14 protein-coding genes and 1 pseudogene are annotated in these 14,432 nt (G+C 70.8%); 8 read left to right on the top strand and 7 right to left on the bottom strand.

The features are described 5' to 3' along the window. Positions 1–325: 325 nt before the first annotated feature. Positions 326–1,348, top strand: a complete 1,023-nt coding sequence (locus ACZ4K2_RS36650) for a Gfo/Idh/MocA family protein (protein WP_467480897.1) — start codon at positions 326–328, stop codon at positions 1,346–1,348. On the opposite strand, the gene ACZ4K2_RS36645 is transcribed toward ACZ4K2_RS36650, so the two are convergent. Then, positions 1,335–2,975 carry an alkaline phosphatase D family protein gene (locus ACZ4K2_RS36645; RefSeq protein ID WP_467480898.1) on the bottom strand — a complete coding sequence of 547 codons (1,641 nt, stop codon included), beginning with the start codon at positions 2,973–2,975 and terminating at the stop codon, positions 1,335–1,337. The genes ACZ4K2_RS36650 and ACZ4K2_RS36645 overlap by 14 nt on opposite strands. Before the next feature lie 726 nt (positions 2,976–3,701). Next, positions 3,702–4,928 (bottom strand): IS701 family transposase, encoded by a 1,227-nt coding sequence (locus ACZ4K2_RS36640; protein WP_467480921.1) that lies wholly within the window; start codon positions 4,926–4,928, stop codon positions 3,702–3,704. A 104-nt stretch (positions 4,929–5,032) separates the two neighbouring features. Here ACZ4K2_RS36640 and ACZ4K2_RS36635 point away from each other — a divergent pair, with 104 nt between their 5' ends. After that, the gene (locus ACZ4K2_RS36635) at positions 5,033–5,182 is read left to right on the top strand and encodes a hypothetical protein (protein ID WP_467480899.1); all 150 of its coding nucleotides are present in this window, start codon (positions 5,033–5,035) and stop codon (positions 5,180–5,182) included. A gap of 30 nt (positions 5,183–5,212) precedes the next feature. Then, positions 5,213–5,407, top strand: a pseudogene (locus tag ACZ4K2_RS36630) (site-specific integrase); the annotation flags it as partial. Between the two features lie 370 nt (positions 5,408–5,777). Here ACZ4K2_RS36630 and ACZ4K2_RS36625 read toward each other — a convergent pair. Beyond that, positions 5,778–6,356: a TetR/AcrR family transcriptional regulator gene (locus tag ACZ4K2_RS36625; protein WP_467480901.1), complete on the bottom strand. Its 579-nt coding sequence runs from the start codon at positions 6,354–6,356 to the stop codon at positions 5,778–5,780. A gap of 81 nt (positions 6,357–6,437) precedes the next feature. On the opposite strand from ACZ4K2_RS36625, the gene ACZ4K2_RS36620 reads away from it, so the two are divergent. The 3 genes from ACZ4K2_RS36620 to ACZ4K2_RS36610 all read left to right on the top strand — a co-directional run bounded on the left by ACZ4K2_RS36620 (position 6,438) and on the right by ACZ4K2_RS36610 (position 8,328). Beyond that, positions 6,438–7,211 (top strand): SDR family oxidoreductase, encoded by a 774-nt coding sequence (locus tag ACZ4K2_RS36620; RefSeq protein ID WP_467480903.1) that lies wholly within the window; start codon positions 6,438–6,440, stop codon positions 7,209–7,211. A gap of 31 nt (positions 7,212–7,242) precedes the next feature. Then, a complete protein-coding gene (locus tag ACZ4K2_RS36615) occupies positions 7,243–7,611 on the top strand; it encodes a VOC family protein (protein ID WP_467480905.1) in 369 nt (122 codons plus the stop codon). 303 nt (positions 7,612–7,914) lie between these two features. After that, complete coding sequence (locus ACZ4K2_RS36610; RefSeq protein ID WP_467480907.1) at positions 7,915–8,328, top strand: transposase; 414 nt, start codon at positions 7,915–7,917, stop codon at positions 8,326–8,328. Here the strand turns inward: ACZ4K2_RS36610 and ACZ4K2_RS36605 are convergent. Beyond that, positions 8,277–8,888 (bottom strand): TetR/AcrR family transcriptional regulator, encoded by a 612-nt coding sequence (locus ACZ4K2_RS36605; RefSeq protein ID WP_467480909.1) that lies wholly within the window; start codon positions 8,886–8,888, stop codon positions 8,277–8,279. The two genes, ACZ4K2_RS36610 and ACZ4K2_RS36605, sit on opposite strands and share 52 nt — an antisense overlap. 142 nt (positions 8,889–9,030) lie before the next feature. Here ACZ4K2_RS36605 and ACZ4K2_RS36600 point away from each other — a divergent pair, with 142 nt between their 5' ends. Both ACZ4K2_RS36600 and ACZ4K2_RS36595 read left to right on the top strand, forming a co-directional pair. Beyond that, complete coding sequence (locus ACZ4K2_RS36600; protein ID WP_467480911.1) at positions 9,031–9,678, top strand: hypothetical protein; 648 nt, start codon at positions 9,031–9,033, stop codon at positions 9,676–9,678. 311 nt (positions 9,679–9,989) lie between these two features. Further along, positions 9,990–11,402, top strand: a complete 1,413-nt coding sequence (locus ACZ4K2_RS36595) for an alpha/beta hydrolase (RefSeq protein ID WP_467480913.1) — start codon at positions 9,990–9,992, stop codon at positions 11,400–11,402. A gap of 1 nt (position 11,403) precedes the next feature. Here ACZ4K2_RS36595 and ACZ4K2_RS36590 read toward each other — a convergent pair whose 3' ends face one another. From ACZ4K2_RS36590 to ACZ4K2_RS36580, 3 genes are all read right to left on the bottom strand, one after another. Then, on the bottom strand, positions 11,404–11,571 hold the full coding sequence (locus ACZ4K2_RS36590) for a hypothetical protein (RefSeq protein WP_467480915.1): 168 nt from the start codon (positions 11,569–11,571) through the stop codon (positions 11,404–11,406). Between the two features lie 298 nt (positions 11,572–11,869). Further along, positions 11,870–12,292: a hypothetical protein gene (locus ACZ4K2_RS36585; protein ID WP_467480917.1), complete on the bottom strand. Its 423-nt coding sequence runs from the start codon at positions 12,290–12,292 to the stop codon at positions 11,870–11,872. Between the two features lie 1,205 nt (positions 12,293–13,497). Then, positions 13,498–13,959, bottom strand: coding sequence for a hypothetical protein (locus ACZ4K2_RS36580; RefSeq protein ID WP_467480919.1), 462 nt, complete (start codon positions 13,957–13,959; stop codon positions 13,498–13,500). Positions 13,960–14,432: the final 473 nt, after the last annotated feature.

Here is a 14,432-nt window from a genome sequence, read left to right as displayed (position 1 = left end):
TTCGCGATCTCCCACAGCCCGTCCGGAACAATCCAACTCCACGTATCCCGCCCCATGCTGAGTCCAACGACGCCTCACCACATAGGACACGGTCTTAGCTGAGGTCCATTCCCGGAATCAACAGCAAGACGCCACTCGGACACGGGTGGTCCGGTGCCGGTGCCGCCGCTTGCTCCCGCAGGTGTCCTTCCCCGGTCGCGTGCCGCCCTTTCCGCGGACTGTGTCCCGGGCCCCGTCCGGCTTGCATCGGTGTCGCGGACAGGACCGGCACCTATGCTCTCACCTCGTACACACTGCCGAGGCATACACGAGCGAGGGCGGGGCGATGGCGGAGCGGAGCGTGCGCTGGGGGATCCTGGCGACGGGCGGGATCGCGGCGGCGTTCGCGGCGGACCTGGTGGATCTGGCGGACGCGGAGATCGTGGCGGTGGCGTCGCGGCGGCCGGGTCCGGCCGAGGCGTTCGCGGAGCGGTTCGGGGCGCGGCGGGCGTACGGCGACTGGGAGTCGCTGGCCGCGGACCCGGAGGTCGACGTCGTGTACGTGGCCACGCCGCACGTGGCGCACCGGGCGGCGGCCGGGCTGTGCCTGACGGCGGGGCGGAACGTGCTGTGCGAGAAGCCGTTCACGCTGAACCTGCGCGAGGCGGCGGAACTCGTCGCGCTGGCCCGGGAGCACGACCGCTTCCTGATGGAGGCGATGTGGATGTACTGCAACCCGCTCGTCCGGCGGCTGAAGGCGCTGGTGGACGACGGGGCGATCGGCGAGGTGCGCACGGTGCAGGCGGACTTCGGGCTGGCCGGCCCCTTCCCGGCCGCGCACCGGCTGCGGGATCCGGCGCTGGGCGGCGGCGCGCTGCTGGACCTCGGGGTGTACCCGGTGTCGTTCGCGCAGTTGCTGCTGGGCGAACCGGACGGGATCGCCGCGAGCGCGGTGCTCTCGCCGGAGGGCGTCGACCTCCAGACCGGGGTCGTGCTGTCCTGGGAGGGCGGCGCGCTGGCGGCGCTGCACTGCTCGATCGCCGGTGGTACGCCGGTCACCGCGTCGGTGACCGGCACCCGCGGCCGGATCGACGTGCCGTCCGGTTTCTTCCACCCGGAGCGGTTCGTGCTGCACCGGGACGGCCGGGAGCCGGAGGAGTTCGCCGCCGATCCCGCCGACGGGCCGCGCACCAGCCTGCGGCACGAGGCGCGGGAGGTCATGCGGGCGCTGCGGGCGGGCGAGAAGGAGTCGCCGCTGGTGCCGCTGGAGGGCACGCTGGCCGTACTGCGGACGCTCGACGCGATCCGGGACCGCGTCGGCGTCCGCTACCCGGGGGAGACGGGCGAGCCGCTGCTCACACCGGCTTGAGCCCCTGGTCGCCCACCTCCGTCACGAAGGACGCGGCCGTCGTGACCGGCGCCCCGGGCCTGGTCACGTACGGCACGGTCTTGAAGTCGGCCCGCGCCTGCTCACGGCCGAGCGTGACGCCGACGTAGCCGCGCCGGCCGTTGTAGAACTTCAGGTGCGGGTTGGCGGTCGTGTAGGTCTTCCAGTTCGACGGCTTCTCGGATCCGTCCTTGCCGCTGGTGATCGAGGTGGCGACGATCTCGGTGCCGAGGGTGCGGGAGGCCGGGTCGTCGAAGTCGTCCTTGATGTCGAAGGCGTATCCGACGTGCACGTCGCCGGTGAGCACCATGAGGTTGTCGACACCGGCGGACTGGGCACCGTCGAGGACGCGGCGCCGGGAGGCCCGGTAGCCGTCCCAGGCGTCCATGGACAGCTTGGCGACCGGGTTGAGGTCGAGCTTGCGCTGGGAGAAGGTGACCTGCTGCGGGACGACGTTCCACAGGGCCCGCGAGTGGCGCCAGCCGTCGAGCAGCCAGCGCTCCTGGGCGGAGCCGGTCATGGTGCGGGCCGGGTCGTCGACGACGGGGCCGGGGAGCTGGGCGCCGTCGCCGTAGGCCTGGTCGGAGCGGTACTGGCGGGTGTCCAAGATGTCGAACTGGGCGAGCCTGCCCCAGTGCAGGCGGCGGTAGAGCCGCATGTCGGCGCCGGAGGGCCGCTGGGGGCGGCGCAGCGGCTGGTTTTCCCAGTAGGCGCGGTAGGCGGAGGCGCGGCGCAGCAGGAACTCGTCCGCGGGGCCGTTGTCCTCCGGGGTGTCGTCGGCGTAGTTGTTCTCGGTCTCGTGGTCGTCCCAGGTGACGACGAAGGGGTGGGCGGCGTGCGCGGCCATCAGGTCCGGGTCCGATTTGAACAGGGCGTAGCGCAGCCGGTAGTCCTCCAGCGTCACTGTCTCGCGGTTGTAGTGGGCGGGCAGGGTGCGGTCGGTGTAGTTGCGGGCGTTGCCGGTGGCGTTGACCGCGTACTCGTACAGGTAGTCGCCGAGGTGGAAGACGACGTCCACGTCGTCCTCGGCGAGGTGCCGGTACGCCGTGTAGTAGCCGTCGGCGTAGGCCTGGCAGGAGACGGCGGCCAGGGTGAGCGTGGCGGGGCGGCTGCCGGGCAGCGGGGCGGTGCGGGTGCGGCCGGTGGGGCTGACCCAGTCGCCGGCCCGGAAGCGGTAGTGGAGGACGCGGTCAGCCGGGAGGTGGGGGACCTCGACGTGTACGGCGTGGTTGAACTCGGGGTGGGCGAGGGCGGTGCCGCGCCTCACGGTCCGGCGGAAGCGCTCGTCGTGGGCCAGTTCCCAGTGCACGGTGACGCGCCGCGCGGGCATTCCGCCGTCGGGCTGGTACGGCTGCGGGGCCAGGCGCGTCCACAGCAGCACGGAGCCGGGCAGCGGGTCGCCGGAGGCCACCCCCAGGGTGAAGGGGTTGTCGGTGATCCGCCGGGCGTCGAATTCGGTGGCGGCCGCGGTGCCGGCGGCGGGCACGTTCACGGCGAAGGCGAGCGCGGCGGCGGCGCCGGTGACGGTGAGGAACCGGCGCCGTCCCACCTGGCGGGCCGCGGCGCGCAGTTCCGGAGCGTGCTGGGACGGGTGTGCTGCGGGTGTCATCCGGTCCTCCCCTGTCACGATGAATGCAGGGGGCAGTCGACAGGGTCGGACCAACCTCGGCGGGTCAGGCTCTTGGCAGGCGCATGACGTTCACATGACGGAATGACGAGTTCCGTGCTTGGGGTGCCCGCCTACGGCGGCCCGGCCATGAAGCCGACCACGGACCGGCCCTGACTCATGACAGGACGTCTGCTTCGTCGAAGCGGCACCTCCTGGACATCGACATCCGCGCGGATGCGGTGCGGACGAGCCGGGTGCCGCCACCGACCGGCGCTGTCGCGGGCGACATCGACGTCACTTTCCATCACGACATCGCGCTGCACCAGGACGGCATCGAGGGTGCGCTGCGTCCCCCAGCCTGTCGAGAACGTCCAGCCCGTCCACGGATGCGCGCCACGCGGCGGGGCAAGATGGTCGGCGACAGCGCGGCCGGTTGGAGGTCCTCACGTCCGCGGGTGCGGCGGTCGGAGCCGCGGACCGTCACGGCAATACGTCGCTGTGGAGGGCGGTGCTCTGCTCGCAGGGCGAGCCGCTGGTAGGCATCGTGCAGGCAGATTCGCGGGAACACGTCCTCCCACCCGTCATTGGTGCAGGTCACGCGCCTAGTAGTGCTTCGTTAGGTTCTGGGTCTGGTTCTGCTGGTGGTGAGGGGGCGGCCGCAGGTGGTGCAGGTGCCGGTCCAGCACCTCAGCAGGTCCTGGAGGGCGTCCAGGACCTGGTAGAGGGTCAGGCCGGCGTCTGGGCTTTTGGGTCGAGCCGTCGCAGGGTGAGGAAGGCCTGGGCGGCGGTGACGAGGGTGACGTGGTGGTGCCAGCCGCGCCAGGTGCGGCCTTCGAAGTGGTCCAGACCCAGGCCGTATTTGAGCTCGCGGTAGTCGTGCTCGATCCGCCAGCGCATCTTCGCCCACCGCACCAGGTCGGCGACCGGGGTGGTCGCGGGCAGGTTGCTCATCCAGTAACCGGTCGGCCCGTCGGCTTCTTCGGGCCGTTCGACCAGCAGCGTCCTCACGGGCAGCACGCCGTCCCAGCGGCTGCGTCCACCTGCCTGTTCCTGGGCGGTGCGGCAGGCTTCCTTCCCCGACGGCCGCACCTGGATCACGGCGAAACGCGAGGTCATCGCGCCTTTGCTGCCCTGCCGCCAGGTGACCTGCTCGAACACAGCCCCCTCCAGGAGGCCCGGCAGAGGGCGGGGCGCCTCGCGGTATCGGGCCAGGGTCGGCGGCCCCAGACCGCCGTAAACGGGCTGATACGGCTTGGCGCCGGCAGGCCGTGCGACCTCCTTCGGGTCGACGGCCATGACATAGGACCAGCCGCGCTCTTCCAGCGCGAGCCGGAAGGAGACGCTGCGTCCGTAGCCAGCATCGGCCACGATCACGGGCACCTTCAGGCCCTGCGAGGCCAGCCGGTCCAGCAGCCCCACAGCCAGCCGGGTCTTGGACACATGCCCGACCTCTTCGGGAATCCCGGCCCGCTGCCGCCGCCGGTCGTCGTGCACCCATTCCCCGGGCAGGAACAGCTCCCACTCCAACGGGCACGACGCCGCGTCGGTGGCGGCGTGCACACTGACCGCGACCTGGCAGTTCGCCCGCTTGCCCAATGCTCCGCAGTACTGCCGGGCCACCCCGACCGAGGCAGTGCCGCACTTGGGAAACGACACATCATCGACGACCCACACCTCGGGGCCGACCGCCTCGCACAACCGCTGGGCGATGCGCCGCCGCACCGGCAGCCAATCCCACGGCGACTGGTTCACGAACTGCTGCAGGGCCTGCATGTTCCCGTCCGGCAGCCGCTCGGCCATCGGCTGGATCGACTTGCGCCGGCCGTCCAGCATCAGCCCCCGCAGATAACAAGCGCCCCACCGCCGCTGATCCCGCCGCGGCAGCGAAGCGAACACATCGGCAACGAACTCCGATAACTCACCCCGGAGCCGTTCCACCTCCCCCAGCCTCATACCGGAGACGATGCCCACCATCAGGCAAGACCACCCGACGTAACGAAGCACTACTAGGTCTCCGGCAGGCCCGGCGAACTCGAAACGCTGGAGAAGCTCACGTCGTGGCTGCGCTGGCACACGCTCCGCGTGGACGTCCTGTCGGCGCCACGGCTGCCGAGCAGTGGGCCAGCGTGCTCGGCACCGTGCAGTCGGTCAACCGCCGGCCCCAGGAGCACGAGGAGCACCGCTCTGCGCGCCGCGCCGCCACCTGACGATGCCGCATGACCGGAAAGCACACGCGCGGCGGGGCGAAGGCCGCCGAGCGGCTCGGCGAGTCCCGGGCGCTGGCCTCGGTCGTAGACGACGAGATCGGCGAGGCCTTCGAACTCCCCTGGGGAACTTCCGCGGTGAACACCTGCATCTTGCGGCGCGCGGCGGTGCTGTCCTGGCTCAGGTGGCGCCGGGAGCGCGGCTACGACGGCCCGGTAGGGCCCAGCCATCCCCGCGACGGCCAGGGAGGGCCGTCGTCGTGCGGAGCCGGCTCACGCGGTGCACGGAATACCCCCGCGACGACGGGAAGGACGGCACAGCGGACGGGAGCGGCGCCGCATTCGAGTTGCGGGCCCTGCCCGCCGAGGAGCGCGAGCACGACGTCCTGGACGAAGACGTCGCCCGCGTCTCCCCGCTCAAGCACGCCCAACCTCAACGTGCTCGGCCGCTACTACTTCACCGCCAGTGTCCCCGCCGGCCGCGCACTGTGCCCACTGCGCGATCCTGACCCGCCGGAGCTGTTCGAGGACGACGACGGGAGCGGTCGAGAGTGACGGGCAGGGCCTGGCCGGTGGCGCACGGCGCGCGGCCCCCGGCTCAGGGTGACTGCGGGGCGACGTGTCGCAGGCCGTCGAAGAGGAGGGCGGTGATCTGCCGGGCTTCGACCAACCAGCCCTCCGTGGCGCGCATTCCACAGACGCCGCCCAGGGCGCGCAAAAGGGTGGAGCCTGTGACGTCGTCGCGGACGGTCCCGGCCGCGCTGCCGGCTTCGAGCAGCAGGGAGAGGGCGTTGGCCATACGGGTGCGTGCGTCGTCGAAGACGTGTGAGTCCGTCGCCATGATGCTTTCCAGCACACTGGACATCCCCTTGCCCACCGCCGCGTGGTCCACGAGCAGCAGCAGGAAGCGCCGTAGCGCCTCCTCTGGGGCGTGCTGGTCCAGCAGGACGCCGGGCGTGGCGCACAGGTCGTCGACCTCTTTGCGGTAGACCTCCTCGATCAGCGCTTCGCGGGTTTCGAAGTGGCGGTAGAGCGTTCCGACAGCGACGCCGGCGCTGCGGGCGATGTCCTCGACGTGCGCGTCGGTGTCGCCGCCGAGGAACGCCTGGCGAGCCGCGGACAGCAGTGCCTCGCGGTTGCGTCGCGCGTCGGCACGCAGCGGGCGTGATTGCGGCAAGAGAACCTCCATAAGGTGAGTCCAGCTCCGTTTACGTATACCTTTTCCGGAGTCAGGTTCATCTTACGGAGGAGAGACCCCATGCCCATCACGGACAACAGCCTCGACGGCCTTCGGGTACTGGTCACCGGCGGCAGCCGTGGCCTGGGCGCGGCGACCGTGCGCCGCTTCGTCGCCGCAGGCGCGACCGTGCTGACGGCCTCCCGCAGCAGGCCCCAGGAGGACAGCGGTGCCACATTTCTCGCGGCGGACCTCTCCACGCAGCAGGGGGTGGCCGAACTCGGCCGCCGCGCCGTCGAGCAGGTGGGCGGCGTGGACGTGCTCGTGAACAACGCGGGCGCGGCAAGCTCCCCGGCGCCGACCCTGAGCCGGTCGGACGAATCCTGGCAGGCGGACCTGGAGATGAACCTCCTCAGCGCCGTGCGCCTGGACCGGGCGCTGGTGCCGGGAATGGTTGAGCGGGGCTCCGGCGTCGTCGTGCACGTCTCCTCGATCGCCAGCCAACTGCCTCAGCGCACCGAGGCGTCCTACGCCGCCGCTAAGGCCGCGCTCAACACCTACAGCCGCGAACTGGCCACCGAGGTCGGCGAGCACGGCGTGCGCGTGGTCTGTGTCCTTCCCGGCTTCGTCGTCACCGACGGCGCCACCGCCCACCTGAAGCACATGGCAGAGAAGCAAGGCATCACCACCGAAGAGGTCACCCAGCAGATCGTGGACCACCTGAACGTTCCCATGGGCCGCCCCGGCGACCCCGAAGACGTCGCCGAGATGATCGCCTTCCTCGCTTCCAGCCGCGCGAAATGGCTCACCGGACCACAGTTCCGCGTCGACGGCGGCATCATCCCCACCGTCTGAGCGACCACCGACAGCACGAATAGGACACCCCATGCCCATCAGCCTGACCTCCGTGATCATCGACGCCGCCGACATCAAGAAGGAAAGCTCCTTCTGGCACCGACTGCTCGGGGGCACCCTCACCCCCACGCCGACCCACCACTTCGTTCAGGCCCCCGGCCTCCCGGTGATCGTCGTTCAGTCCGCCCCCGGACACACCGCCCCGAACTGGCCGGACGGCACCTCCCAGCAGATGCACCTCGACTTCGGCGTAGACGACCTCACAACCGCCGACCGCACGGCCACCGACGCCGGCGCCACCCGACTGCGGCCCACCGACGAGGTCACCCGGGAAACCCGGACCGTTAGCCGGGTCTACGCCAGCCCGGCCGGCCACCCCTTCTGCCTGCGCTCAACCTGAGCCGGTCGCCGTCCACCGAGCCGCGCCTGTCGTCACTGCCTGTTCTCTATCCGCTCGCGTGGTCGGCAGGGTTCGAACAGCGTCCTGGATCGGGTGAGTCGGCCGGTGCGGGGGCAGGGAAGAGGGGCCTCTTGGTAGCTCGCGGTTGTCGAATCCAGCGAGAAGCAAGAGGCCCTGTTGTCGAAGTGTCGCGTGGCCCTGCTCGTCGAGTCCAGTTCGTGCACTCTTGCGTGTGACTGCCTCGCCCATCGATTCGGGAACGCAGCCGACCGGCCGGATCGCCGACCGCGGTACAGCTCGGACATGAGCGATGCCGAGTGGGCTGTGTTGAAAGAACTGCTGCCGGTTCCGGGCTGGCTCTCGGGCCGGGGCGGCCGGCCGGAGGGCTACTGCCACCGGCAGATGATCGACGCGGTGCGCTACCTCGTCGACAACGGCATCAAGTGGCGGGCGATGCTAGCCGACATTCGCCGAGGCCCTCGGACATGCTCATGGCCACGCTGGTCATCTTTGCCCCAGTCGAGGACCCGCAGCTGTCGACGTGCTCATCGAGCAGCTTGCCCCCGACCGGCCCGGTCCGCACAAGGGACAAGGGGCATACATCAATCTGCTCTCGCACCCCTGCCCTTCGAGAGCAACCGGTGCAGAGGGGTGCTTGGTTCGGTTCACGGCCGGGTCGGCCCGACGGGTGTTTCGGGGCTGACGGAGAGAACGTGATCGACGGCTGCGTTGAGGGTCTCGATCTCGGTGATGAGGGCGGATTCGCGGGTAGGCAGGGCGCGTTCGAACGAGAGTCCGTTGAGGATGGTGAGAAGGAACCTGACGTGGCGAGTGTGGTCTCCCGGGGGCAGTGCGCCTTCCTCGGCGAGCACGGTCAGCCAGTGTTCGACCCGGCGCTCCGCCTCCCGCTCGAGACGGAGGTACGCGGCGCGTACCCGTTCAGTCGGCTCGGGCTCGATGAAGTTCCGGTACGTGGCGCCCCATGCGGTTCGCGCGTCTTTGTTGGTGCCGGTCAGGGCGAGAACCTGCCGCAGGCAGTTCAGCAGCCGTTCGCGGGGCGCCAGGGTCTGATCCCGGATCGGGTCGCCGGGCAGCAGGTGTTCGTAGATCCGCTCGAGCAGGCTGTCCTGCAGCGCGCGCTGAGTGGGGAAGTGGAACCTCAGGGAGCCGATGCTCACTCCTGCACGCGCGGCGACAGCTCGCACGCTCAGCTTCGCCGCTGCATCCTCGGCGATCATCTCCGCAGCGGCCTTGAGGATCTTCTCGCGTGTTTCCATGTCCCGCTCTCCTTCGCTTCTCCCAGCGCCTTTCACTGTACTAGCACGCCGTACTAGTGCCGTACTAGTACAGCGTGCTAGCGTCCCTCCTAACACGCTGTACTAGTGGCGGTGCGGCCGATGCACACAGGAAGGGCGGATCATGGCGTTGAAGCAGTGGGCGGCATCAAGGCGCCTCAAGCCGGGCGACGGCAGGGAACTGCAGCGGTTCCGCTGGTGGCAGCTCCCCGTGCGCTCCCTGTTCTGGTTACGGCTTCCCGGTGACGGCGGGCAGGAACGCCTGCACGCCGTCGACGTACGGCATTGGGCGCGGATGGACAACAGCAGGATCCGGGCGCATCTGTTCCTGGACGGCAGGCATGTGGCCGAGTCGAAACTGCCCGCGCTCCTCCCTGTCGACGGGGGCGTCATCGAGGTGGCGATGAGCAGCTACGGCATCAAGCGCTGCCACTATCGCCCCTTGGGCGGACAGCCGTCTCAGCTCACGCCTGACCCCGCCTCCGCGGAGGGGCGGAGGGCGCGCTTCGGTGTCCGCCATCCGGGACTGAGCCGGGCGGTCGCCATCGGATCGGTGTTGCTGGTGGTCATCGGTGTGGGCCTGAACCTGCTGCAGCTCGCTGAACTTGCCTCTCACATCCCCCCCGTCACACAGCGGGTCGGAACCTTCGTATCGCCGATACACCTGCCGATCTGGCTGAACCTCGCACTGGGAGGCGGGGCCGTTCTGGCGAGCATGGAGCGTGCACTCCGCCTGCGGTACTCCTCCCTGCTCGACGCGGCCGGTCGCTGACTCATCGAAGCGAGGAAGGCGCGACCACGTCAGCCCTCTTCGGCCGGCCTCTCGCACGACCGACGCAGCCGGGCTGCAGGTCACGGCACACGTAGGACGAAAGGAAGATCATCATGATCCAGTTGAGGCCACGGGCCTCCGCCAAGTACGGGGCTGCGTTCGCCGCAGCCCTCATGGTCCTGACGGGGTGCTCGTCCGGGGCCTCAGGGGTGCGCAGCACGTCCGCAACGGGCGCGTCGGCCCCGGCCCCCTCCCCTGACCCGCTCACGTGGAGCGCGTGCGGGAAGAACCTGGAATGCGCCACGATCAAGGTGCCGCAGGAATACACCGACCCCGAGGGCGCGCAGATCCCGCTCGCGGTCATGCGGCACCGGGCCACCGATCCCGACCAGCGCATCGGCAGCCTGGTCTTCAACCCGGGCGGACCCGGGGTCGCCGCCACCGAGACACTGCGTAATCTGCCCAAGACAGCCGGCACTCCGGGTACTTTCTCGCCTGCTGTGCTCGCCAGATTCGACGTCATCGCGATGGACCCGCGCGGCGTCGGCCAATCGCAGGCCGTTCGCTGCCTGACCGACAAGCAGCGAGCCGACGCCGCCGGCACCTCCTTCGACCCGGCGATCCCCGGGGGCAAGCCTCTGCCGCGACTGCTGGCCGATGCCGCCGCGTTCACCGATGGCTGCGCCAAGAACCAGAACAAAAAGTTCCTGGCCAGCCTGTCCACCGACAACGTGGCCCGCGACATCGACCAGGTCCGTTCCGCGCTCGGCGAGGACAAGATCACGTACTACGGCTTGTCCTACGGGACCGTGGTCGGCCCGATGTACGCCACCCTGTTCCCCCACCGCGTCCGCCAGATGGTGCTCGACGCGCCCGTCGACACCAACCAGTGGTTCGGCAACTCCCTCCCCTTCCAGAACGACGTCGCCGTGGCAAGTGAGCGAACCCTCAACGCCTGGTTCAAGACCTGCCGCGCCGAAGGGGCCGCAGTGTGCCCGTTCGGGGCAGGCGACCCGGAGGCGGCGTTCGACACACTCATCGACACGCTGGAAGCGAAACCGCTGAAGATCGCACCCGCCAAGGGCGCCACCCCGGGCGGCGAACTCGACGGCGCCAAGGCCCTGGAGACCACCCGAGCCCTGGCCGGCGACCAGAACACCTGGCCGTTGCTGACCTCGGCGCTGCTGGCCGCGCAGAAGGGCAACGGCGCACCCCTCTACACCCTGTGGAGCAGCGTCACGGTATCCCCCTTCCCCGTCCCCACCGCGATGTTCGAAACCCACACCGCCGTACGCTGCGCCGACTGGCAGACCCCGGCCGGCATCGCCGCGCACAAGGCCGCAGCCACCAAGGCTGTTGCTGAGGCGGAGCGGATCGGGACCCGGGCCGCCTACTCCGCCCTGAACTGCGCTCGGTGGCCCGCGCCGAACAAGGACCGCGTCACCAAGCCGCTCACCGCCGCCGGCGCGCCCCCCGCACTGGTGGTCGCAGGCCGACTGGACCCCGTCACCCCCCACCACTGGGCCGAGAACATGACCCGGACCCTGGACTCCGCGGTCCTGCTCACACGTGAAGGAGTCGGACACGGCTCCTACGGCATCAACTCGTGTGTCAACAAAGCAGTTGACGCCGCACTCCTCCACGGCACACACCCCGCCAACGGCACCGTGTGCAAGACGGAGACGCCCGCAACCACCCACCCCCTCGTCCCTGCGAAGCGTTGAGTCAGAGGTGGGCGGTGCGGCCGTCGTTGCCGGGGTCACGTTCGTCGGCGGCGGCCGCGATGACCATCCAGGTGTGCGGGAGGTGGGTGCTGGCGAGGAACTGGGCGTTGACGGTGGCTAGCGGCTCGCCGTCGAGGTAGCGGACGGTGGTCAGGGGGAGGAAGGACATGGCCGGGCTCCTGGTGGTCGGGGGCGGCGGGCTGGGGTGCCGGTGTGGTGGCCGCTCGGTGCGGCGGGCCGGGCGGGTTGATCGTCGGGGCGTGGTGGGCAAGCGCGGCAATCCGGTCTGCGGCGGCGCTATCGGGCCGGAGCGGGCGGGTTGATCTCGGGACGGGGGGAAAGGACGGCGACTTACCCCGCGGCGGTATTACCGGGCCGGTCCGGGGACGGCATGCCACCGGCCCTGTGCCTTCCGGGACGGCGGTGTTCCGGGGGTACGGGGCCGGGTGCGGCCAGCGGGGCGGGAGTCAGGCGAGGCGGATGACGGTGATGTCGCCCGCGCGGCGTGAGTCGCCGAAGCGCGCGGCGGCGAGTGCCTTCGGGATGTCGGCCTCGGTGTTGAAGCCGGGCACGATACGCACGGTGTGGCACAGGGTCTGTCCGACGAGTTCCTCGGCGAGATCGGGGCCGGTGGCGCGGAAGTACACGGTGCGGTTGTACGGCTGGCTGGTCTGGGGGGTGGGGAAGACCGCGTACCGGGCGCGGCCGGCGTGGTTGGGCAGGCGCAGCACGGTGTGGGAGGCGAGCGCGAAGTCGGCCCACGCGGAGCGCGCGGCGGGGACGCTGGCGATGACGAAGGTGCCGTCGCGGCGGGTGGCGGTGGCGTCGGTCAAGTCGGCGGTGGTGAGGCTGGCGAGAACGGACGCGCGCAGGTCGTCGAGCGTGGTCACGGAAGGCTCCAGTGGGGTTGGCGGGTGCGGTGGCCCGTCGACGGTTCGGCCGTTCGGCGGGTGCGGTCACGCAGCGGCGGGCCCGGGCAGCCTCACCTTCGGGGCACGGCGGGCGGCCGGACGGCCAGGCAGGCGGGCGGAGGGGCGGCCGGGCGGGCTCACTCTCCAGGCGCGGCGGGTAAGCGCGGCAACCCGGCCACAGCCGCAGTACCGGGCGGCCCGGGACGGGCAGGCCCCGGCCGGGCGGCGGTATGCCAGCGGCCCCGTGCCTTCCGGGACGGTGATGTTCCGGAAGGCACCGGCGGCCTGTGGGCGCGGCAGGAGTGGTCGACGCCCCCCTGCCCGGACTGCTCGACTGCCACGGAAGCAGCGTGTCGTGCAGCCAGTGGCAGGTCGGGTGGCGGCCGGCGTGGGTGGCGGGCAGGTCGGCGGCGAGGTCCTCGGAACGGGGTCAGTCGTGGTCGCAGGGGGCAACACGGATACCGTCGCGGCGGACGGTGACGGCGGTCGGGTCGCCGAAGGCCTGCCGCAGCACGTCGTAGAAACCGCACCCGCCAAAGCGTCATGGAGTGCCATGACGCGCTCGAAGCGCCGCCGGTCCGGGCCCCGGTAGTGCTCGTGGTTTGGGCCGTAGGTGTCGCCCAGACTCGGGCAGCCATCCATCAGCCACAGATCCAGCGCCGTCGCGGCGGGTGGCTCCTCGACGGTGCGCACCCAGATGTAGCGGACGCCGAAGCCGCCCGGGTCGTACGGCGTGTACTGCTGCCACCCGAACTCGATGATGGTCGGATCGTGCAGGACCGCTTCGAACCGCGGGCGCAGTTCCTCGACGGGCCGCTGCCGGGTGCCGTACTCGGCGGCGCCCTCGACCGGAAGCCCGAGGAAGGGCGTGTAGGGGGCACGTGCGTCAGGGAAGGGCATGGTTCCTCACAGGGCAGGTGTGCAGACGGGGCTCGGCGGCCCCGGGCCAGTGGCCCGGGGCGGGAAGTTACGTCGTCGGTGCGCGCACACTGGCCTGCGGGCGGCCAAGCCCGACAATCCCCACGGAGGCATCCGGTCTCCGGTCGCCGGCAGCACCACCCGGACGGCAACGCGGAAGATGCCGTCCGTCGGGCGCGGTTGGGTGGGGCCTTGGGGTATGGCGCGGCCCCGGGGGCCGTGAGGGCGGTCCCGGGGCCGGTGACGGTGAAGCGGAGGCGTGGGGGTCAGTTGGGTGTCTGGGGGGTGCAGCGGCATGACGGGCAGCCGTGCGGGCGGATGATGCCGGTCCAGGCTGACGGCTCCTGAAGGTGGGGGTGGTCGGCGAGCGTGTTCTGAAGGTGCTGCTCGACGTCGGACCATGTCCAGGCGGGATCTCCGAGGCCGCTGGCGTTCATGGCGTGCCGGATGAAGGCGGCCTTGTCCTCGGGGGTGGTGAACCAGACGTCGGCGAACCCCGCCCGGTTGAAGTGTGCGCTGTGGCCGAACAGGCGTCGGGAACAGGTGCGGTACAGGTCGGCGGTGAAGGCGTCGGAGTGCAGGCCGTTTTCGATGAAGGCCATAACGCGGTTCCCGGCATCGGCCTTCTCCTCCGCCGTCGACCACTGGGTGGCCGTGCAGTCGGCGGGCGCCAGGCGGGTCAGGGTGCGCGGGGGGAGGGTGTGCGGTCGCTGAGCAGCGGAAGTCATGGAATGTCCCATCGTCAATGCTCCAACAGGAGGGCGTGCGAGCGCCCTTCGGATGCGGCCCCAGGGAGAGCAGAAAGGGCTGTTCACAGCTGCGCTCAGGGCTGGCGGGGGTGAAGATGGCCGGGCGGAGGCCAAGCACCGCAACCCGGCTGGCCGTGCCGGGCGGTGGGCCGGCCGCACCGTCCCCCCGGGCAGGTGCAGGTCCTGCCCGGGGTGCGGTGCGTGGCGTCGGGGGCGGGCCGGGTTCAGGTGGCCCGGAGGGGCGTAGGTGTGCGGGGCGAGGGCAGTGAGGGCGGGGGAATGTCGGGGGCCGCGCGGAACCGTGGTAGAGGACCGTGCGGTGCGGCGGCGGGTGGTGGCACTGTCCGGGTGCGGCCGGCTAGTACTCCAGCAGCGTTTCGCTATCTTGCCTGGTCACAGGCATCGCCGGGAGTGTAGTGGGCTGCTGGAACGTCAGGGGCGGTCTTGCCGGA

Source organism: Streptomyces sp. NPDC025833 (assembly GCF_055558055.1).
This window is presented reverse-complemented; position numbering and strand designations above follow the sequence as displayed.